Source organism: Bhargavaea cecembensis DSE10 (assembly GCF_000348905.1).
GTDB lineage: Bacteria > Bacillota > Bacilli > Bacillales_A > Planococcaceae > Bhargavaea > Bhargavaea cecembensis.
In genome coordinates, this window is the sequence record NZ_AOFT01000004.1 from 175,488 (window position 1) to 195,883 (window position 20,396).

General features: G+C 55.6%; 22 protein-coding genes, 1 pseudogene and 1 riboswitch. Of the genes and pseudogenes, 8 read left to right on the forward strand and 15 right to left on the reverse strand.

The window, feature by feature from the left end:
- The first annotated feature begins 61 nt into the window (after positions 1 to 61).
- Positions 62 to 167, forward strand: a riboswitch (TPP riboswitch).
- Between the two features lie 96 nt (positions 168 to 263).
- The 4 genes from C772_RS05600 to C772_RS05615 are packed head-to-tail and all read left to right on the forward strand — an operon-like array spanning position 264 to position 3,596.
- On the forward strand, positions 264 to 854 hold the full coding sequence (locus C772_RS05600) for a YkoF family thiamine/hydroxymethylpyrimidine-binding protein (protein ID WP_008298099.1): 591 nt from the start codon (positions 264 to 266) through the stop codon (positions 852 to 854).
- A gap of 1 nt (position 855) precedes the next feature.
- Positions 856 to 1,437, forward strand: coding sequence for an ECF transporter S component (locus C772_RS05605; RefSeq protein WP_008298100.1), 582 nt, complete (start codon positions 856 to 858; stop codon positions 1,435 to 1,437).
- Positions 1,430 to 2,857, forward strand: coding sequence for an ABC transporter ATP-binding protein (locus C772_RS05610; protein WP_008298101.1), 1,428 nt, complete (start codon positions 1,430 to 1,432; stop codon positions 2,855 to 2,857). Before C772_RS05605 ends, C772_RS05610 begins: the two co-directional genes overlap by 8 nt.
- Complete coding sequence (locus C772_RS05615) at positions 2,838 to 3,596, forward strand: energy-coupling factor transporter transmembrane component T family protein (RefSeq protein WP_008298102.1); 759 nt, start codon at positions 2,838 to 2,840, stop codon at positions 3,594 to 3,596. The genes C772_RS05610 and C772_RS05615 overlap by 20 nt, the downstream gene beginning before the upstream one ends.
- 161 nt (positions 3,597 to 3,757) lie before the next feature.
- Here the strand turns inward: C772_RS05615 and C772_RS05620 are convergent, their stop codons facing one another.
- The 10 genes from C772_RS05620 to C772_RS05665 form a co-directional block, all read right to left on the reverse strand.
- Positions 3,758 to 4,465: a DUF421 domain-containing protein gene (locus C772_RS05620; RefSeq protein ID WP_008298104.1), complete on the reverse strand. Its 708-nt coding sequence runs from the start codon at positions 4,463 to 4,465 to the stop codon at positions 3,758 to 3,760.
- A gap of 182 nt (positions 4,466 to 4,647) precedes the next feature.
- Entirely contained in the window at positions 4,648 to 5,262 is a 615-nt protein-coding gene (locus C772_RS05625; protein WP_008298106.1) for a PH domain-containing protein, read from the reverse strand.
- Positions 5,263 to 5,374: 112 nt separating this feature from the next.
- Positions 5,375 to 6,499, reverse strand: a complete 1,125-nt coding sequence (locus C772_RS05630; protein ID WP_008298108.1) for an NAD(P)/FAD-dependent oxidoreductase — start codon at positions 6,497 to 6,499, stop codon at positions 5,375 to 5,377.
- Between the two features lie 283 nt (positions 6,500 to 6,782).
- Positions 6,783 to 7,976, reverse strand: coding sequence for a thiolase family protein (locus C772_RS05635; protein ID WP_008298110.1), 1,194 nt, complete (start codon positions 7,974 to 7,976; stop codon positions 6,783 to 6,785).
- The gene (locus C772_RS05640) at positions 7,973 to 9,100 is read right to left on the reverse strand and encodes a muconate cycloisomerase family protein (protein WP_008298112.1); all 1,128 of its coding nucleotides are present in this window, start codon (positions 9,098 to 9,100) and stop codon (positions 7,973 to 7,975) included. Before C772_RS05640 ends, C772_RS05635 begins: the two co-directional genes overlap by 4 nt.
- A gap of 16 nt (positions 9,101 to 9,116) precedes the next feature.
- Entirely contained in the window at positions 9,117 to 9,758 is a 642-nt protein-coding gene (locus C772_RS05645; RefSeq protein ID WP_008298113.1) for a 3-oxoacid CoA-transferase subunit B, read from the reverse strand.
- Positions 9,755 to 10,441 carry a CoA transferase subunit A gene (locus C772_RS05650; protein WP_008298115.1) on the reverse strand — a complete coding sequence of 229 codons (687 nt, stop codon included), beginning with the start codon at positions 10,439 to 10,441 and terminating at the stop codon, positions 9,755 to 9,757. Before C772_RS05650 ends, C772_RS05645 begins: the two co-directional genes overlap by 4 nt.
- Positions 10,442 to 10,444: 3 nt before the next feature.
- Positions 10,445 to 11,176 carry a carboxymuconolactone decarboxylase family protein gene (locus tag C772_RS05655; RefSeq protein ID WP_008298117.1) on the reverse strand — a complete coding sequence of 244 codons (732 nt, stop codon included), beginning with the start codon at positions 11,174 to 11,176 and terminating at the stop codon, positions 10,445 to 10,447.
- Positions 11,177 to 11,215: 39 nt separating this feature from the next.
- Positions 11,216 to 12,058 carry an alpha/beta fold hydrolase gene (locus C772_RS05660; protein ID WP_008298120.1) on the reverse strand — a complete coding sequence of 281 codons (843 nt, stop codon included), beginning with the start codon at positions 12,056 to 12,058 and terminating at the stop codon, positions 11,216 to 11,218.
- 109 nt (positions 12,059 to 12,167) lie between these two features.
- On the reverse strand, positions 12,168 to 12,947 hold the full coding sequence (locus C772_RS05665) for a dioxygenase family protein (RefSeq protein ID WP_008298122.1): 780 nt from the start codon (positions 12,945 to 12,947) through the stop codon (positions 12,168 to 12,170).
- Between the two features lie 213 nt (positions 12,948 to 13,160).
- Here C772_RS05665 and C772_RS05670 point away from each other — a divergent pair, with 213 nt between their 5' ends.
- Entirely contained in the window at positions 13,161 to 13,955 is a 795-nt protein-coding gene (locus C772_RS05670) for an IclR family transcriptional regulator domain-containing protein (protein WP_008298124.1), read from the forward strand.
- Between the two features lie 434 nt (positions 13,956 to 14,389).
- Here the strand turns inward: C772_RS05670 and C772_RS05675 are convergent.
- Positions 14,390 to 15,040, reverse strand: a pseudogene (locus tag C772_RS05675) (YczE/YyaS/YitT family protein); the annotation flags it as partial.
- A 115-nt stretch (positions 15,041 to 15,155) separates the two neighbouring features.
- On the opposite strand from C772_RS05675, the gene C772_RS05680 reads away from it, so the two are divergent.
- Entirely contained in the window at positions 15,156 to 16,028 is an 873-nt protein-coding gene (locus C772_RS05680) for a LysR family transcriptional regulator (RefSeq protein ID WP_008298127.1), read from the forward strand.
- A gap of 63 nt (positions 16,029 to 16,091) precedes the next feature.
- Here C772_RS05680 and C772_RS05685 read toward each other — a convergent pair whose 3' ends face one another.
- The 4 genes from C772_RS05685 to C772_RS05700 form a co-directional block, all read right to left on the reverse strand.
- Positions 16,092 to 16,319: a hypothetical protein gene (locus C772_RS05685; RefSeq protein ID WP_008298129.1), complete on the reverse strand. Its 228-nt coding sequence runs from the start codon at positions 16,317 to 16,319 to the stop codon at positions 16,092 to 16,094.
- Positions 16,320 to 16,444: 125 nt separating this feature from the next.
- A complete protein-coding gene (locus tag C772_RS05690; RefSeq protein ID WP_051059404.1) occupies positions 16,445 to 16,996 on the reverse strand; it encodes a GGDEF domain-containing protein in 552 nt (183 codons plus the stop codon).
- 74 nt (positions 16,997 to 17,070) lie between these two features.
- Positions 17,071 to 17,298, reverse strand: a complete 228-nt coding sequence (locus C772_RS05695) for a hypothetical protein (RefSeq protein WP_008298133.1) — start codon at positions 17,296 to 17,298, stop codon at positions 17,071 to 17,073.
- Positions 17,299 to 17,324: 26 nt separating this feature from the next.
- Complete coding sequence (locus C772_RS05700; RefSeq protein WP_008298135.1) at positions 17,325 to 17,549, reverse strand: hypothetical protein; 225 nt, start codon at positions 17,547 to 17,549, stop codon at positions 17,325 to 17,327.
- A 295-nt stretch (positions 17,550 to 17,844) separates the two neighbouring features.
- Here C772_RS05700 and C772_RS05705 point away from each other — a divergent pair, with 295 nt between their 5' ends.
- Both C772_RS05705 and C772_RS05710 read left to right on the forward strand, forming a co-directional pair.
- Positions 17,845 to 19,101: a cysteine desulfurase-like protein gene (locus C772_RS05705; RefSeq protein ID WP_008298137.1), complete on the forward strand. Its 1,257-nt coding sequence runs from the start codon at positions 17,845 to 17,847 to the stop codon at positions 19,099 to 19,101.
- Positions 19,101 to 20,291 (forward strand): amidohydrolase, encoded by a 1,191-nt coding sequence (locus C772_RS05710; RefSeq protein ID WP_008298138.1) that lies wholly within the window; start codon positions 19,101 to 19,103, stop codon positions 20,289 to 20,291. Before C772_RS05705 ends, C772_RS05710 begins: the two co-directional genes overlap by 1 nt.
- The last annotated feature ends 105 nt before the right edge of the window (positions 20,292 to 20,396 follow it).

Here is a 20,396-nt window from a genome sequence, read left to right on the forward strand (position 1 = left end):
CTCCCCCTTCCTCTACACTGGAGGCATCGGGAGTACCCGAGACACACTAAACTGCATACCGTCATTGCACTGGGGGTGCCCGTTCCGGGCTGAGATGAGAGCGTTGCTCCGATCCCTTTGAACTCGATCAGGTTAGGACCTGCGTGAGGAAGTGCGGCGAGTTTCATGGCGCCCTTCTGTTAATGGGCATGTTCTGAAATTACGGCTGCATCTTCACGGGTGCAGCTTTTTTTGTGTTTATTTTCAGAAGGGGGTTATTAGAAATGGAAGAATTGCAGTGTGGAGTCAGTCCGATTGTGGGATTCCGGTTTACGCTGAGCCCGATGACCAATGAGTTCATCGACGTCATCAAAGGGGCACTTGAAGAGGTTGATACGTCCGCGGTGTGGATGCACACAGATGATGTATCAACGGTCATTCGCGGAAAGCAGGTGCATGTGTTCAATGTGGCGAAGGCGCTGGCGCTGCACGCGGCGAAGACCGGCGTGCATGTGGCGCTGAATGGGACGTTTTCCGCAGGCTGCCCGGGGGACACCGCGGGGGATGCCTACCTGGACAAGCCGGATGAGCCGCTGAACAACGACACGACCGAGCAGTATGTATCATCGCAGTTTGCACTGTATCCGATGAACAATCCGGATTATATGTCGGTCATCTACCGTGAAGTGGAGCGCGCGAAAGAACGTGGCGTCTTCAATGAGTCGATGCATTACGCGAGCGGGATTCACGGGGATATCCATGACGTGTTCGAATTTTATGAGGAGACGTTCACCAACGCCCGCTCCGAGGAGCACCGCCACCTCGTCATGACTGTTTCAATGAGCATCAACAGCCCGTCCCACGGAGGGAAATGACATGTTGAAGTCATGGAAGCTGAAAGAGATCGTGCTCATGTCCCTGTTTGGGGTTGTATTCGGTATCGTGTATCTCGTTGCCATCCACTTCGGCAACATCTGGGCCGGCCTGATCGGGCCGATCGCCTATGAGTGGATGTTCGGCATCTGGTTTATCGTCTCCATCCTGTCGATGGCAATCATCCGGAAGCCCGGTGCCGCAGTGTTGCCGGAGACGATTGCCGCCATCATTGAAGTCATGCTCGGCAATGCCGTCGGGCCCCGCCTGATTTTGTCCGGGGTCATCCAGGGGCTCGGCGCGGAAGCGGCATTTGCCGCCACCCGCTATCGCCACTTTAATCTGGCGGTCATGATGCTAGCAGGCGCCGGTGCTGCGGTGTTCAGCTTCGTTTACGGCTACTTTGTCTCGGGCTATGCCGCGCTCGACCCGTCGTTCGTGCTCCTCATGTTCACGCTGCGTTTGCTGAGCGGGGCAATCATTGCCGGAATCGGCGGCAAATATCTCGCTGATGGACTGTTGGCCACAGGTGCACTCCGCGGGTATGCCATCTCGCGGACGAAACAGGGTGGGGCCGGTGCATGAACCGGTAGTCTCACTTGCTGACGTTTCATTCCGCTTTCCGGATGACCAGGTAAACACGCTGAACGGTCTGACGTTCACTATCCGACGAGGCGAGCGGGTCGTCATCAGCGGGCCGAGCGGCTGCGGCAAAAGCACCTTGCTCTACCTGCTGAACCGGTTGTATCCGCTCAACTGTGACGGCATTGTCGAAGGGGACATCCGTCTGTTCGGGAAACGTGCGGATGACTACCGCCCCGGTGAAATCAACCGGCTGATCGCGACCGTTTTCCAGGATCCCGACTCCCAGTTCTGCATGACGACCGTCGAGGAGGAGCTTGCCTTCACGCTGGAAAACTTGCGGGTCTCCCGCGCTGACATGGAGCGGCGGATTGTGGATGTGCTCGCTCAGACCGGACTCACGGATTTCCGCAATTTGGTCATCCAGTCCCTGTCCGGCGGTCAGAAACAGCGTGTCGCCACCGCCTGCGCACTCGTTGCGGAGCCCGAAGTCCTCCTTCTGGACGAACCGCTCGCCCACCTCGACCCGTTGACCGCCCGGAATTTTGTCCGCTGGCTGGACGGGATTCAAAAGCAGACCGGCCTGACGGTAATCGCGGTGGAACACCGGCTTGATCTGTGGGAAGGATTTTTCGAACGAGAGATTGTCCTCGGGTCAGACGGACAGATGATTGGGGATCATACCGCCGATTCAAAAGCTCCGGTTGTTTTCCCAAAACGCGCCTCCGGCATGACCGGCAAACCTGCCCTCTCCGTTTCGGACCTGTCGGTTGAAATCAGCGGGAAACAGCTGCTCGAACTTCTTTCATTCGATATTGGTGAAGGAGAAATTGCCGTCATCGCAGGACCGAACGGGAGCGGGAAATCGACGCTCGCCAAGGCGCTCTGCGGCATCTACAAACATACCGGCACGGTCAAGTCGCCGGGCACCGGCTATGTCCCCCAATCACCGGAATTCCTGTTTCTGACGAATTCAGTACAGGACGAACTTTCCTTCTCGGGTTTGGCCACAACGAAAATGCTGGACGATCTCGCCGATCGGCTGAAGCTCAAGGCCATTTGGGATGCCCATCCGTTCGCGGTCAGCCACGGCCAGAAACGGCGCGTTGCAATCGGTGCCATGCTCGCCGACAACCGCCCGGTCATCATCATGGACGAGCCGACCTCCGGCCAGGACGTAGCGGGCCTGCAGGAATTGTTCTCACTCATTGATGAACGCTCGCGCGAAGGCATCACGTTCCTGATTATCACCCATGACATGGAGTTTGCGTCTGCCGTTGCCGACTCGGTGATTCTGATCAAAGATGGCAGGCTGACCGGGAAATTCATGGCCGAGGAAGTATGGGAGAATCCGGCGCTGCTGAATGCACACCATCTTCTCCCGCCGAAAGGAGCGGACCGCCGTGAGCCGGCTTTTGCATGACATGAACCCGTCGGTGAAGTTCATCATCGTGACCGTCTCGATGCTCACGATGGCCTTCTTCTTCAACCCATGGACACCGCTCCTATTCTGGATCGGGATCCTCATCCTCCAGATGACAATGAGCCGGATCAACTGGAAGCTATGGGCGCTCATGATGCTGCCCTTCACGCTCGGTGCCGTCGGATACCTATGGACGACACTCGTCTTCGGAGCGGACACCGGCGGTGAAGTCATCGGCTCATTTGCCGGCATCGAAGTCACCGACCAGCAGTGGGCCCATGCCTGGTCACTGACTTTCCGGGTCTTGGCCTTCTCGACCCTGTCGCTGCTGTTTGCCTTCACCACGAATCCGGTCACCTTCGTCATGAGCCTTATGCAGCAGTTGAAAGTCCCGCCGAAGATCGCCTACGGCACGATGGTCGGCTACCAGTTCCTGCCTGTCCTGAAAGACGAACTCACCCAGATCAGGCAGGCCCAGCGCCTCCGCGGCGTCGGCCAGGACCGGCATTGGTGGCACCGAATCACCGGCACCAGACGCCTCCTGATCCCGATGCTTGCCGGAGCCGTACGGAAAGCCGAACGTGCCGCCTTCGCGATGGAAGCGAGAGGTTTCACCGGGGAACGCAGAATGGAATTCTACCGGCCGATTAAAGTCAGTGGGCGGGATTATGTATTGGCAGGCGTGTTTCTGGTGGTGCTTGCACTGAGTTGTGCGGGCGGCATCGTTTTAGGGAAATAAATGAAACATCTGGCCTGTGGCGGTCAGATGTTTCATTTCAGTGTGATATCTCTCGATAGTGAGCGCTCATAGATTTCTATGAGCGCTTATTGCAGTTCTATGAGCGCTCGCGTTGATTCTATGAGCGCTTCTCGTATTCCTATGCGCGGTCACTGCTTTTTTTATCTACCACCGATAAACACCTTCACTTTCCCGCTCCGCTCCAGCGTCGCAAGCAGGACATTCTGCAACTGCACATAGTGCTCCTCTTTCAGGACGGACAACAACCAAGATTCATCCTTTCCCTTCTCCAGGAGCGCTTCCCGATCAATCTTCCCTTCCCGCACGACCACCGCCGGCAAATCGAACGGCTCGGGCGACATATTGAAATCACTCCGGGTCGGCCCCTGATATTGCGGACTTTCGAAAAAGGAGATCGTCCCGTCCGGTTCCCATAGCGCCAGCGACAGTTTCTGGAGGTCTTCAATCTTCGCCTTACGCGCTTCGGAAAGCAGATAATCGATGGTGATTCGGGCTTTTTTCAGGTTGGGATAAACGAGCTGTCCCTTATCCACGAGCGGAAGCGGTTTGGGCAGAACGAAGTTTCGGACGCGCCCTGATTTCAGAACGGCAAATACGCTCGCCGAGTAAAGGACAGCGAGAGCGATCATCGTAATCATGGATCCCTTCAGGCCAAGCCCTTCATCTGACAGGGGGTGCGCGATGATATTCCCGATTGTGATCGCGACTGCAAAATCCAGCAGACTCAACTGTGAGATCGATCGCTGCCCCATGGCCTTGACCACAATCAGCAGAAAGACATAGGAAACAACCGCCCTCAAAATCCACTGCATGGCGGTCAGCGTTTCCTGTGCATGAAAGAACTCCACTGGCTCCGCCCCTCTCGGCTGTTTTCAGCCAGTGTGCCCAACCGAGGCGGCGGTTTACACCTTCATACTGGGCGCGCATAGGTTCCTATGCGCGGTTTCAGCGATTCTATGCGCGCTTCTAGCCTTTCTATGCGCGCTCCCAACAAAAAAGAGAAGGCGCCAATCCGCCTTCTCCTCTTCCATCAATTATTAATATACTTCTCAAATACCGCTCCAAAGTCTTTTTCATGGTACTTGGCGCGCGCCTGCTGCATCCAGTCAAAGCCGAACTCGGTGAGTTGCTTGTACTGGTCAGCCAACTGAACGTCGGACGGGCGTGCGTTGTGCAGCACCTGGACGGCACGGTCGAGGCTTTGTGTGGCCATGTCCATCTGGATGCTGTTTTCGTGAGTCACTTCAGCGATGTAGCCGAGCGCCTTGTACAGGTCTTTCAGCTGGTCCAGCTGTTTTTTGTCAACGTCGATGCTGAAGGCCTGGTTGCCGAGCGTGAACTTGATCTCAACGTCAAGGTCGACTTTCCCGGCAGTCTCAAGCGCGACATCCGCGAACTTGTATTGCGAGTATGCATAGCGCTTCAGTGTCCGCTTGGAAGACACTGCGGTGTCCCCGTCCACATGGATGAACGCAAGATTCGTAAAGCAGTACTCGTCCGCCTTCGTCTTAATCAGGAAATAGATTTTCTCGTTGTCTTCGTGGCGGATGTAATCATCGGCATCCGTCTTGTCATAGTCCGCCGGCCCGATGATCTTCCCGATATCCGACAGTCCGAGCGCGTCGGAAGCAAGTTTTTTCAGCATGGTGCAGCCCCTCTTCCTCTATATCAATTCACTTTCAGTATATCATTTCATGTGTTGCATTCCGGACAAAAAATAGGAGCAGCCGTCTAAAACCCGCTCGCTCCCAAACTCATCACCCATTCACCGCCGCACCCCGCAACGGATGATAGGTACTCAAATCCATTTCCGCCGCCTCGCCAACTGCAAGGCAGGCAGCAAGGTAGCCGACGTAAGGTCCCATTGTCAGACCGGAAGGCCCCAACCCGGTTGCCACAGTGACCTGCCCGAGTTCCTCGAGCTTCCCCAGCAGCGGCAGGGAATATTCGCCCATCGGCCGGAAGCCGATCCGGACTTCCTTTAGTGTACCCTGTGAGAGTCCAGGAGCGATCCGCAAAGCCTCCCCCGCGACTTCATGCAACCCGCCGACGGTCTGCCGATAGTCGAATCCGGAACCGGTCTCCCTTGTCGCACCTGCCACCACGCGTGAATCGTCAAACGCCAGCATGTAGTGGCTGCTCTGCGGCAAAACGACAGGCCAGTCAGACGTGTCTTCACCCGGCATATTAATATGAAGAATCTGCCCCCGCTGCGGCTGCACGTTCACCTGCACACCGAGCGGTTCCAGAAGTTCCGGCACCCAGGCGCCCGCAGTGACGATCACTTGGTCAGCATCAATGATCTCATCACCCACCGCAACGCCTGTCACCTTGTCCCCATCTGATACAAGACTCGCTTCCCCATCCACAATGCGCGCCCCGTTTTTCCGGGCAGCCCGCACCATCGCCTCGCGCAGCAGCCGGCCGTCAATCCTGGCCGCGCCCGATACAAAGACGGATTCCAGTTCTTCATCTAATGGAGGAAACCTGCGCCGGGTCTCCTCGGCATCCAGCCGCAGGACCTCGCCGAGTTCAGGCGCATCCGCCTGCCTAGCCTTCACCGCCTCTTCAATACGGTCCAGTTCCTCCGGCCGGTCGCTCACGCAAAGCGCGCCGACTCTCTTGTAGCTGGTACGGTGCTCCCCCTCCTCTTCAAGACATCGGATCAGTTCCGGATAGAACTTTGCTCCCTCTTTGGCCAGTCGGTACCAATCCGGATTCTCGGCATGGGACACCCACGGACAGATGATCCCCGCTCCCGCCAGCGTCGCTTTCCCCTGCTGCTCCTTGTCGACCAGAATCACTTCTGTATCCGCCTGCCTGCTCAGATGATAGGCGGCGCTTGCGCCGACGATGCCCGCTCCGATCACCACAACGTTCACTCGCTCACTCTCCCTTTACATCCCTGATATATCCAGTATATAAATTACTGAATATTAGGTAAAGTGTTTCTTCGGGTGTCATTCGGATCTTCTCCATGTGCCTTCCCCTTTTGCTACTCCCCGCAGGGCACTCAGTAATGATTTAGGGGTACTCGGCGCAATTTTGGGGGCACTCGCCCTCTATTAAAAGGCACTCAGATCAAATTTCAGCGCACTCGCTTTGACGCTCACAACAAAAAACACCAGGTGAGAAAACAATATGTCTTCTCACCTGGTCTATTCATTAAGCCTTCAGATTCTCTACAATCGTCGCGATGCCCATGCCGCCTGCGATGCAAAGCGTGACGAGGCCGTAGCGGCCGCCGGTGCGCTCAAGTTCATGCAGCACCTTCGTCATGAGGATCGCGCCGGTCGCGCCGATCGGGTGGCCGAGTGCAATGGCGCCGCCGTTCGGGTTGACCTTGTCGATATCCAGGCCGAGTTCATTGATGCAGGCGACCGCCTGGGCGGCGAATGCTTCGTTCAGCTCGATGACATCGAGGTCTGCGACCGAGAGGCCTGCCTGGCGCAAGGCTTTCTGCGTCGCGCCGACCGGTCCCATGCCCATGAGGTCAGGCGAGCATCCGGAAGATGCCTGCGCGACGATTCGGGCTTTCGGTGTGAGCCCGTAACGCTCGGCGGCTTCCTCGCTCGTGACAAGCAGTGCTGCAGCGCCGTCGTTCCGGCCGCTTGCGTTGCCCGCGGTGACCGTGCCGCCTTCCTTGAAGACCGGCTTCAGTTTGGCGAGTTTCTCAATGCTCGTTTCCCTCGGATGCTCGTCTGTCTTGAAGTCGATCGTCTGCCTGCGTTCCTGGACAGCGTATGGGATGATCTGCTCCTCAAAGCGGCCTTCACGGATCGCAGCAGCGGTGCGTTCCTGGCTGAGCAGGGCGAATTCATCCTGCTGTTCGCGTGTGATGCCGTATTTCTCGGCCACGTTTTCAGCGGTCGTGCCCATATTCAGGTTCCCAAATTCCTCGAAAGGCTGGGAGCCCGGCTGGCTTTCCGTGTTCGGGTCTTTCAGGACCGTATTTCCGGCCTTCACGCCAAATCTCACGCCGCTCACATAATACGGCGCGGTGCTCATCGACTCTGCTCCGCCCGCGATGATGACGTCGCTCAGGCCCATGCCGATCTGCTGTGCGGCGGAGTTCACCGCCTGGACGCCCGATCCACACTGCCGGTGCACGGTGTAGCCCGGCACGCTTGCCGGGATTCCCGCGCGGAGCAGCGCCAGGCGCGCAAGGTTCGACTCGTCCGCGCTCTGCTTGGCCTGCCCGAGGATGACTTCTTCCACGATCTCTTTATCGATGCCTGTCCGCTCGATCAGCGCCTCCATGACGTGAGCCGCCAGGTAGTTCGCCGGCACGTTGCCGAGCGAGCCGCCGAGTTTGCCGATCGCCGTGCGGACGGAATCGATGATGACTGCGTTTTTCATGCAAGCACTCCTTTTTCACGAGAGTAATGTTCGACTTTTTCATGGTCAACTTCGACGCCGAATCCGGGACCGTCCGGAACGATCACGTTAAAGTCCCTGAACTCGACCCGGTTTGTCGTGATGGAGTCCTTGAACAAAAGCGGCCCGAACAGTTCGGTGCCGAACTTCATCGGCGGCATCGTCGAATACAGTTGGACTGTCATCGCCGTGCCGAGGTCCGACTCGATCATCGTGCCGCCATACAGGCCGAGGCCCGCCGCTTCCGCGATACCGGCTGCCTGCTTGACGGCTGTCAGTCCGCCTGTCTTGCCGATCTTGAGTGCGATCGAGTTGCCGGCGCGGTGCTTTGCGATATGGAAGATTTCCTGGATCGACGTCGCGCCTTCATCAGCCAGGATCGGAACCCGGTAACGGTCTGCCAGACGCGCCATCCCTTCGTGGTTCCAACCAGGGAGCGGCTGCTCGATCATTGAGATGCCGCCGTCCTGGAGAATCGGGATGCACTGGTTGGCCGTGTCTTCATCCCACGCCTGGTTCACATCGACCGTGAGCCTTGCCCGGTCGCCGACCGCCTTCTGGATCTCAAGCACATGCTCGACGTTTTTCATCGGGTCGCCCTTGCCGATCTTCAGCTTGAAGATGTTATGCCGTTTCTGATGCAGGTACTCCTTGGCTTCCTCGATGTCCTTGCCGGTGTCGCCGCTTGCCAGTGTCCAGGCGACCGGCAGGCCGTCGTGGATCTTGCCGCCGAACAGCTCGTACGCCGGGATGTTCCGCTGGCGCGCGGCCAGGTCGACGATTGCACTTTCGACCAGTGCTTTCGCGTGCAGGTTGCCGCGGACATGGATGGAAATGTCGTGCATGATCTTGCCGAAGCGGATCGGGTCCTGCCCGATCACATGCGGCGTGATGTACGTATCGATGTTCGCCTTGATCGCTTCCGGAGTGGACTCGCCGTACGAAGCGCCGCCGATGGTCGCGATCTCCGACCAGCCTTCACGGCCCTCCGTGTCCCTTACCCGCGCCACAACAACCGCCTGTTCGGTGATCGTATGCATCGCGAGCTGGTGGGGACGGATTGTCGGAAGGTCCAGAATCGCCACCTGAACCGATTGGATGATCATCTCAACTGCCCCCTTTTCACTCGATAAATGCCGCTTCCGTCTTTTCGCGTACTTCTTCGATTGTCGCACCCGGCATCAGTTCGACCAGGCGGAGCTGCTTGTCTTCCGTCACTTCGAATACCGCAAGTTCCGTGAAGATCATGTCCACACTGCGTGTCGAGGTGATCGGATATGTGCATTCCTTCAGCAGTTTCGGTGAGCCATCCTTGGACGTGTGGGTCATCGTGACGTAGACTTTCTTCGCCCCTACAAGCAGGTCCATCGCACCGCCGACGCCCATGATGTTCTTTCCTGGAACCGCCCAGTTTGCAATCACGCCGTGCTCGTCCACCTGCAGCGCGCCGAGGATCGCCGCGTCGACATGGCCGCCGCGGATCATCGCGAATGATTCGGAGCTGTTGAAGTAAGCAGCGCCTACCGCCTCGCCGACCGGGAGTTTCCCGGCATTCACTAGGTTCGGGTCGATGTCTTCCTCCTCTACATCCGTGACGCCGAGCAGGCCGTTTTCCGTGTGCAGGTAAATATCATCGTCTTCCATGTATTCCGCGACGAGCGTCGGGATGCCGATTCCGAGGTTGACACTCATCGGCCCTTTGAGTTCCTTGGCAACGCGCTGGGCGATCATATGCTGCATTTCCTGTTTCGTCATCGTTGTCATACGCTCACCACTCCTTCCTTCGTCAGCACTTGCTTCGCCTCGATGATGACATCGACGAACAGATGGGGTGTGACGACTTCTTCCGGATTCAGTTCACCCGGTTCGACGATTTCATCCACTTCCACGATGACCGTCTTTGCGGCCGTCGCCATGAGCGGGTTGAAGTTCCGTGCCGTCTTGTAATAAACGAGGTTGCCGAGCGTATCCGCCTTGTGCGCGCGGATCAGCGCGACATCGCCGCGGATCGCTTTTTCAAAGATATACGGCACGCCGTCAATTTCGCGCTCTTCCTTGCCCTTTGCCAAATCCGTTCCGACGCCGGTCGTCGTATAATAGCCGCCGAGGCCCGCACCGCCGGCACGGATCGATTCGGCAAGCGTTCCCTGCGGCAGCAGCTCCAGCTCGATCTCACCCGCCTGGTACTTGTCGCCGACATCCCGGTTACTCGTGAAATACGAGCCGATGCCTTTTTTGATTTTGCCCTGATTCAGCAAGATCCCAAGACCCTTGCCGGATTCGCCAAGGTTGTTGGAGACAATCGTCAGACCGGCGACATCCTTTTTCGTCAGTTCATCAATCAGTGTCAGCGGCGCGCCGATCAGGCCGAATCCGCCGACGAGGATGGTATCCCCGGACTTTACCAGTTCAAGCGCTTCTGCCGAGCTCTGTTTTCGTTTCGTCATCGTTTATCCCTCCGACTTCATTTCTGCGGCTGCCTTCAGCGAGTCACTCAGCTCAAACCATGCCGGGATTCCGGCGGTCAAAATGCAGATATAACCGACGTCCGCCAGCTCGGCCTCGGATGCGCCCGCCTGCCGAGCGCGCTCCATCCAAGGCACCGCTCCTTTACCGTCCAGTTCGACAATATAATTTCCAACCATATTAAGGAGCTTCAGCCGTGCCGGGACCAAACCGTCTTCAAGGATTTTCCGCTCAACCGCATCCTGATCACCCGACTCCACCAGGGCGAGTACGTCTTCCAAATAGGCCGTATCTTCCCCGTCCAGCCATCCGATGATTTCGCGGAGAAGACCGAGAGCATCCTTGCCCTCCGTTGCCGGTGCAGTTTTTCCGTTCAGCTCCAGCGCATAGCGGACCGCTTCCATCGCCGTCTGAAGCGCGGGAACGCCTTTATATAGGTATGCCGTCAGGAAATACTCCACGATTTCCGGGACCGTGCTGCCGAAATCGACAGCCCCCTTCGTGTGATACACCATGCTCCGGGCATACAGCCGCGCCGCGTTCATGCCTGCGATCAGGACGTCCTTCTCTTTGCGGGACAGCGCGCCGTCCTGCATGATTTCCCCGCGGATGCCGGTGTATGTATCGAGCACCTCCGGACTGTAGTCGTGCATCTTCTGCACCCAGCCCGGAACGATGTCATAAACTTTTCTGAAATACTCCAGTGCTTCGCTCATTTTTTAACCCTCCATTTTAAACCACAGAAAGAGATACGCTTATGCGCCTCCCAATTTTCCCAAAAACGTTTCGATCGCCTGATTCACTTCCGGACGGTCTTCGAACACAAGCGTGTAATGGTTCGCATCGGTCTCGGTCACGTCCAGATCCCGGATGGCTGCTTTGGTCTTGTCGTAATGCGCTTCCAGGAATAGCGGCGGCATCTGTCCGATGGCGCCGGATGCGTAGACGAGCAGCACCGGGCAGCTGATCGTCGAACCGATTTCCTCAGGATCGAAGGTATAGAAGCTGCCGAAATCAGCACGGATGCCGGCCTCGTCAGTCTTGTTTTCCCAGTGGCCGCCCTTCTCGCCAACCTCATAGGCAGCCGTCTTGGCAATCTCGTCGGACCAGGTAATCCCGAGATTCCCGTAGATTCTCTGGATTTCCGCCACGTATGCTTCCTGCGAATCATATGCCTTGCTGATTCGGCCAAGGGAAGGTTCAACGATGCCCCGCTGGTGCTCGGACATTTCAGCGGCACCGTCAAGCAGAATGACGCCTTTCACAGAGTCCAGGCGGCTCGCGACAATCGCCGAAATAAACGCTCCCATCGAATAGCCCATCAGAATCGGGTTCTCGATCTCCAGTTCTTTGATCAGCCCGATGATGTCGTCCGCATGCTTGAAGATCGATGGCTCCTGATCAAGAGCTGCGGAGTTACCGCGCCCCCTTAGGTCGACCGCGATAATCCGATAGTCACCTTTGAACCGTTCTATATAGTAATGAAGGTTCCGATGATTGCCCGTGAGGCCGTGGATTGCGATGATCGTCCCTTTTTCGCCCGGGTGGTCCGCCACCTGGATAGCATTCCCGTTCACATTCACCTGATAAAATTGCATTCCTTCACCCCTTCTCCATTGTACGTATATTGTACACTAAATCGCATAGCGTACCAATGAGGCTAAAAGAAAGAGGGCATCCGGCTGAATGTCCCCTTTCCTGTTCTGATTAGTTTTCGAAGCGGAGCACGAAGCCCAGTTCTGCTTCTTTGTAATCCCCTTTATCAACGAGCTTCGTCATGAGGGATTGGCGGACGCCTTTTGCAACGTCTGTTTCAAGCCACTCGTCGCCTTCGAAGAAGACTTGCGTGATGAGCGTTTCATAGCCTTCTTGCTCAAACTTCATGTGGATGTGAGCCGGGCGGAAGGAATGGTAGCCTGCTGCACGCGTGAACTCACCTGTCGGGCCGTCAGTCGGGATCGAATAAGGAATCGGCAGGATCGACTCAACTTCGAAGTCGCCGTTTTCGTCAGTGTAGAAATGGCTGCGGAGGTTGAAGTCCGGTGCGTCCGAGTCAAAGTTGGAATAGTAACCGCTTGCATCATCCTGCCACCACTCAACCTTCGTGTTGGCCAATTTCTTGCCGTTTACATCGGAGACATTGCCCTTGAAGCGCAGCTTTTCGCCCGGCTCATCATCCCGCATGTTGATTTTCGCCGGCTTGCCTTCGACGAGCGGCGAACCTTCTGTCCAGTAAGGCCCGAGGAGGGAAGGCTCCGTGCCCGGAAGATCTTTGTACTTCGCCTGAAGGACATAGGTCTCAACAAACACATCCAGGTAGAGCGGGATCTCGCCGGAGCGTCCGAGGCGGTCCGCCCAGTTGACGAAGTTCGTATACTCTTCGTGGTTCAGGTTGGCTTCCGCCAGAAACTCTTGCATGTGTTTAACAAATAGATCGTATACCTCGACGACACGGTTGTTGATTGCAGTTTCAGTTGTATTTGCCATTTCAATCTCTCCTTTGATGATTACTAGTAGGATGCTTAAGGACCACAGCAGACTTACACTAAATTACCGGATTTACATTAAAAGCGCTTGCAATAGCGAGCCGACGGATTGCCGGCAAGCGCTTGCAATAGCAAGCACTTCGTTGTACGATATACGTACAAGAAAACGTTTACCGTACAACTTTGTTCTAAGTATAGAAAGGAGTCACTAGGTTTGTCAACAAATAATTTGAATTTTAGAGAAAGCAAAGATTTTATCCAGTCCCTTGAGCGTGGGCTGATGGTCATACAAGCCTTTTCCGCAGAGACTCCTCAGCTTACGGTGAGCCAGGCTGCGGCCGCGACAAATCTGTCGCGCCCGGCCGTGAGGAGGATCCTTCTGACACTGGAGGCGCTCGGCTTCGCAGAGTCTGTGAATGGCATTTACTCGCTGACCGCACGTACACTCACTCTCGGATATGCCTATCTGTCCTCGAAAAACGTCTGGTCCCTCGCCCAGCCGTTCATGCGGGAATTCACGGACAAAACCGGCGAATCCTGTTCCATCTCCGTCCTGGACGGAAACGAAATTGTTTACGTAGCCCGTGTCCAGGCCAAGCGGATCATGCGGATCAACCTGGACGTCGGTTCCCGGCTTCCGGCCTATGCAACCTCTATGGGTCATATCCTCCTGGCCCATCAGCCGGAGGAAAAACTCGAGCCACTTCTGAATGACATTCCGCTCGAAGGCTTCACTTCAAACACTATTACCGACCGGGAATCCCTGAAGGCCGAACTGCAGGAAGTCAGGAAACGCGGATGGGCCGGAGTGGACCAGCAGCTGGAAGAAGGACTGCGCTCCATCGCCGTCCCGATCCGGGTGGACGGCAAAGTCATCGCCGCCATCAACTGTTCGGCGCATGCTGGACGCGTCGGCAGAGAAGAACTGAGAGGGTCCTATCTGGAATTGCTGAGGGAAACAGCCAAGGACATCAGCAAATCAATCGCCGCTTCCGGACAGTCGATATAAGAGTAAAAAAGAAAAGGGGCTGTCCGAAAACTCATATTCAGCACATGATATAGCAAACGGCACGGACGCCGGGAGACACCTGCGGGAAAAGCCGGGCTGTCGAGACCCGCTTTACGCGGGGCTCGGCGCCGGCCCGCGGTAAGCGACCAGAGTCCGTGCCGTTTGCTGTTTTTATCGCGTTAATGACTTATTGGACAGCCTCTTTTCCATATTTCCGATACTTATTTGCAAATACTTATCATGACCCATGTGATGGAAAATAGTTTAAAAAAGCACGGCATGCCTTGGCACACCGTGGATTCTCACGATAATGATTGGACATCTTCTGATGATGACACTTTTTTCTGCATCGCATTTTGATGAGTCACTTCTTCTTTCAGAACGGCATTTTCCGCCTGGATGGCGATCGTGTCTTTCTGCAGTTCCGGATGATTCCGGTATACCCACTTCAGCAACGGTTCCCGGAAGTGCCGGATCAGCACGCCAAGAATCTTGCCGATAAAATAAGCCGCAATGACCGTGCCGATACCGATGGCTCCAAGTGAGCCGATCGAAATGAGGCAAACCAGTCCGGCTGCCACGACGTTCAGCAGGTCACTGGTGATCTTGGCCTGTCCGACAGGCCATTTTATTTTCTCGGCAATCACGGCCGTCAGTTCATCATAGGGCATAAGCGGGAATTTCACGCTCGTGTACCCGAGCAGGCCGACAGCAACCACAAACAAACTGATAATCAGGAACAGAACGCGCATCGCCATGGTTTCCGGAGCGGGGAAAACTTGGAGGAGATAAAGGGTGAAGTCCATAAAGAAGCCGAATAAAAAGGCGATGATCAGCTGAACGATGGCTTCCCTGACAATCAATCGTTTGCTGAGCACAACCTGAAGAACAATAAACAGCATATTCGCTGCGATGGTCATCATGCCGACCGAAAAACCGGCCGAAAGTGAAAATGCGTAGGCGAGCGACGAGACCGGCGAAACACCCAGATTGGCCTGAATGGAAAAACTGACGCCGAGTGAAAGGAAAAACAGCCCGACTACGTACAAAAGCAGTCGTTTCATGGTTACATTAATGTGTTGCATGACATCCCTCTCTGTTTTAGAACTGTATTGACTATGCTACCAGAAGTATTGTCATATGAAAAATATATATTTATGATTAATATGATATGTAATAATATATGATGGAGTGATTGAAATGGATATCCGCCAACTGCAGTACTATAGGGAAATCGTCAGGCAAGGGAATATCACAAAAGCTGCAGAAGCCTTGAACATCGCCCAGCCCCCGCTGAGCCAACTGCTGAAACAGCTCGAGTCTGAGCTTGGGACCGTCCTGATTCACCGCTATCGCCAGAAATGGGAAGTGACGGAATCCGGCCGGCTGCTCTATGAGTACGCGGAACAGATGCTGAGTGAAATGGACGACGTGAAACGGCAAATCACCGAAATCGAAGCCGGCTCTGCTGGAACCGTGCGGATCGGTGTCTCCTCCGCCTGCTCCAATCTGCTGATCAGGTACATTGCACAATTCAGGGAAGCCTTCCCGAAAATCAGACTCGACATCGTCACCGGGGACTCCGAAGGATTGCTGATCCAGCTAATGCAGCGCAAAATCGATCTGGCTCTGCTCCTCATGCCTGCCGATACTGAAAACTTTGAAACGAAAGCTTTGAAAACCGAGCCGGCCATCCTTATTACACCGAACCAATGGGCAGGGGCACTTTCGGAAAAACCGACTTTCCACGAAATCGCCCGGCTACCGTTCATCATGCTCGGCCCGATGGAAGGCTACTCCTTCCACAGCAAGGTTATCAACACATTCGACGTCCTCGGCCTGGAGCCGAATATCATCGCGGAATGCAAAGACATCCCGCTGATCGTCTCCCTCGTCAACCGCGGAATCGGCATCTCAATCATTCCGAGGATGCACTACTCCTCCCCATTCTTTGATAACCTGAACATTTATGAACTCCCTCAAATCGAATTCCAGGTAAAACCGGTCCTGATGAAATTAAAAGCCGCCCCGACATCCAGGGCGGCGGAGCAGTTTTGGGAGATGGTGGAATAGGTTAAATTAAACAGGAGGAGAAAACGGCCAGCGTTTTCTCCTCCTGTTTTCGTTTGGATGCTCTTACTCCACGTCCTCCTCATAATCCTTCGGCTCCAGATCATCGGGATTCGGATCGTACGGATCGGGCGGCTGGGTGTCATGCGGATCTTCGACATAGGTGCTTGGTCCGCCTGTCGGATTGGTTTCTTCGTCCGGTGTGATGCAGTCGGCACAGCGGTCGGGTTCAGAAGACTGGCCGGGGTCAAATTCTTTTCCGCATTCAACGCAGACCGGTTGCGGAGTGGTCATAGGCTGCTCGCCTCCAATTTGTCATTTTGGCTTTATTATGCGGATTCGGTAAGAATTTTAACCGGCAATATAGAAGCATTCAAAAAGCGGCACTCCGAGGAGCGCCGCCTGATCAGTTTACTAATTTATACGAAATGGTCTGCTTTCCTCCGGTGTTTGTCCGCATACATACAGCAATCCGCCAATCCGAGGAGTTCTTCATAGGTCCGCCCGTCTTCCGGAAACTTTGCGGAGCCGATCGAAACGCCAATACGAAGGTCGCCGATTTTCAGTTTATCCTCTTGTTCGAATCCAAGAAGGATACGTTCATGAACCGTTTCGATATCCTGTCCAGTGTCGGCGATCAATGCGAACTCGTCGCCTCCGAGCCGGTACACTTGGGCATCCAGCCCGGCCGCTATTTCAAGGACTGAAGCAACCTCCCTGAGCAGCCGGTCACCGGCAAGATGGCCAAATTGGTCATTTACTTGCTTGAACCGGTCCAAATCAAGATAGAGAAGTCCAAATGCTTTACCCGTGTCGAGCCGCTTCTGCATCTCTTCCTTGAATGCCCGGTAGTTCAGCAAGCCCGTCAGTGCATCCATGTAAACGAGTTCCCGGAGTCTCTGAAGCTCTTTTTCCAGCATGATCAACTTTTGTCCGCAAGGTCCTTGTAGTGCCTGATACGCCATGTCCATACCCGCCGTCCCCTTTTTCGATTTTCTCTTTGTCTGAACACATTCGGGCAGAAAAAAAGACCGTCTTAAAACGATCATTGCAATGCGCTGATGGCGTGCTCAAGTAATTCAATGTCCTCGACGATCTTCAGTTGCAGTTCAGCATCCTGGCACTGTTCCAAATCTATATATAATCGCAAAAGTTCATAGGAAAACATCTGGTATTCGGCGGAATGTTCCAATCTCGGCGTTACCTCCATGGTGGTACTTTCTAACCATTCTATTCCCATATAACAAGGGAGCAAAACCATTTTTTTCATCATCAGACAAGCCCCCCTGGAACTCATGGTCATTCAGTAAAGCAGAACGTCCGCCGAAAAGTTGGCTTGCCTGAATCCGCCATGACCGCCTCGGCCTTCACTGGCTTTTTGCATCGCCTTCTCTCCGCTAGGATACGGGCAAATTCATGGGCGCTCTCGCTTTCCAGCAGCGCCCTTGTTTCTCCGCCCAGGATCACAATGAAAAGTCCATCGTCCCGCCAACCTGTTTCGATGATACTGAACCGCCCCGTCATCCTGTCATACCCCCTGTGCAAAGAAGAACACCCGACTACACATATTCAATATAATGTAAATTTAATAAGTATATTCTACTCCTGCTTGCAAAACCTTACAATGGTTTCTTTTAGACAAATAACGACAAAACTCCCATGAACGAAGCGATAATGCATACCATTCCCTCAAAACAGGACTTCCCCCGCCCTTTATCGAAAGTGTTCGGTAACCGGCAAGGCGGACCAACAGCATGACCACCTCTGCAACCGGGCCGCTCCTACCGGTCATTTTTTATCAAACAGGAGGCGCACGCACATGACAGCATATCCGATTGATGAGATACGAAAGCAGTTTCCGGCCCTCGGGCGGACGTATAATGGCAAGCCCGTCGTGTTCCTGGACGGCCCCGGAGGTTCCCAGGTCGTAAAGGGCGCGATGGATGCGATGATCGCGTATATGACAAACGGCAATGCCAATCTGCACGGCCAGTTCCCGACGAGCCGGGAGACGGAGGCGATGATCCGGGAAAGCCGGGAAGCCGTGGCGGACCTGGTGAATGCACAGCCGGACGAAGTCGCGTTCGGGCAAAATGCCACCTCGCTTGCCTTTTCGATCGCCCGGGCATTAAGCAGGGATTGGAAGCCGGGCGATGAGATTGTCCTGACCGAGATAGATCATCCGGCGAACATCGACCCATGGCTGTCAGCGGCTGAGGACAAAGGCGTGAAGGTGAACTGGATTCCTGTGGACAGCGAAACGCTCACGCTGGATCTGTCCGATCTGGACAAGCTCATCAGCAGCCGCACACGGCTCTTGGCCGTGACGCTTGCATCCAATGCCGTCGGAACGATTCCGGATATCCGGCCGATCATCAAGAAGGCAAGAGAAGCCGGCGCGCTCATTGCGGTCGATGCCGTCCACGCGGTGCCCCACTTCGCCATCGACCGAGAGGAACTCGACGCGGACTTCCTGCTATTCTCCGCCTACAAGTTCTTCGGGCCGCATATCGGGATGGCCGTCATCCGCTCATCCGTCTTCAAGGAACTGAAGCCCTATAAGGTCGCGCCGTCCGATGCCCATTATCCGGATAACCTTCAGACCGGCACCCAGAACTTTGCCGGCATCTCTGGGGTCCAAGCATCTATCGGGTTTATTGAAAGTCTGGGGACAGGCAACACCCGGCGCGAACGGATCCTCGACGGCTACCGCAGAATCGAGGAACACGAAAATGCCCTTGCCGATAAAATTCGGAAAGAGCTCGCTGCCATTGATGGCATCTGCCTCTACCAGGCACCCGACACGGTCGCCAAAACGCCCACTTTCGCGTTTACCGCAGACGGTCTGTCCCCTGCCGAGTTCAGCCGGCGGATGGCTGATGAGTATTCCATCTTCGTGGCGGACGGGCACTTTTATGCCACCCGCCTTGCCGAGCGGGCCGGCGTGCACGATTCGGGTTGCTGGATCCGTGCGGGACTCGCGCCATATAATACCGAGTTTGAAATCGACCGGTTCCTCGAGGCGACCCGGGCAATCGTCCGCACCCCTGCCCTGCAGGCAGGAGGCCGAGCGTAATGGTCACACGGGACACGATCGATCATGCCGCAGACCGGATCCGTCAGAAAGTGATCGGCTGGCGCAGGCACCTGCACCAGTACCCCGAGCTGTCATTCGAAGAGCACGAGACTGCCCGCTTTGTCGAGGAGACGCTCAAGACGTTTTCCGGCCTGGAGGTAACCCGCCCCACTCCGACAAGCGTGCTGGCCCGGCTGATCGGCAGCAAACCCGGAAAGACGCTTGCCATCCGTGCCGACATGGACGCCCTGCCGATCCAGGAGGAAAACGAGGTCAAATACAAATCGATCCATCCCGGCAACATGCACGCCTGCGGACACGACGGGCACACCGCCATGCTGCTCGGCACGGCCAACATCTTGGCCGGCATGAAGGACGATTTGAATGGAGAAATCCGGTTCATCTTCCAGCACGGTGAGGAACAGCTGCCGGGCGGAGCCGATGAACTGGTCCAAGTCGGCGTCATGGAGAACGTGGACGCCGTCATCGGTGCCCACCTGTGGGCACCGATTGAGACAGGAAAGGTGTTCACGAAAAGCGGTCCGCTTATGGCGGCCGCCGATATTTTCCGCATCCGGATCAACGGGCGCGGCGGCCATTCCGCTGTTCCCCATGAGACGGTCGATGCGCTTGCCATCGGCACCCAGGTAGTCGGCAACCTGCAGCACATTCTGTCGCGGCAGACTGACCCGTTTGAAACACTCGTCGTCTCCGTCACCAAATTCACAGCCGGCACGTCCCACAGCATCATTCCTGACACCGCCGAAATCACCGGCTCCGTCCGCTCCTTTAATGAAGACGTGCGGAAGCAGGTTCCCAAGCAGATGGAACGGATCATCAAGGGCGTCACGGACGCGCATGGCGCGATGTATGAACTCGATTATGAATACGGCTACCGCCCTGTCATGAACGAGGAGAACATCACCGGGCTGATGGAAACGACCATCACGGACACACTTGGGGCAGATGCCCTTCTTCGGCTGAACCCGATGATGATCAGCGAAGACTTCTCCCGCTACCAGCAGGAAGCTCCCGGCTGCTTTATCCTGATCGGGGCAGGCAATGCGGAAAAAGGCATCACCTACCCCCATCACCATCCGAAGTTTGAGATGGATGAGGAAGCGCTGGATATCGGCGTGAGGCTGTTTGTCGGAGCGGCACTGGCGTTTTTGGAAGGAATACAAACATGAGGCGAAAAGAGGCATTGGCGGAGTGAGATAAAGGGCACTCGCAGATTGGAAAGGGGCACTGGTCTGGCGAAAAGAGGCACTCGCGCCGCGAATAGAAGCACTCGG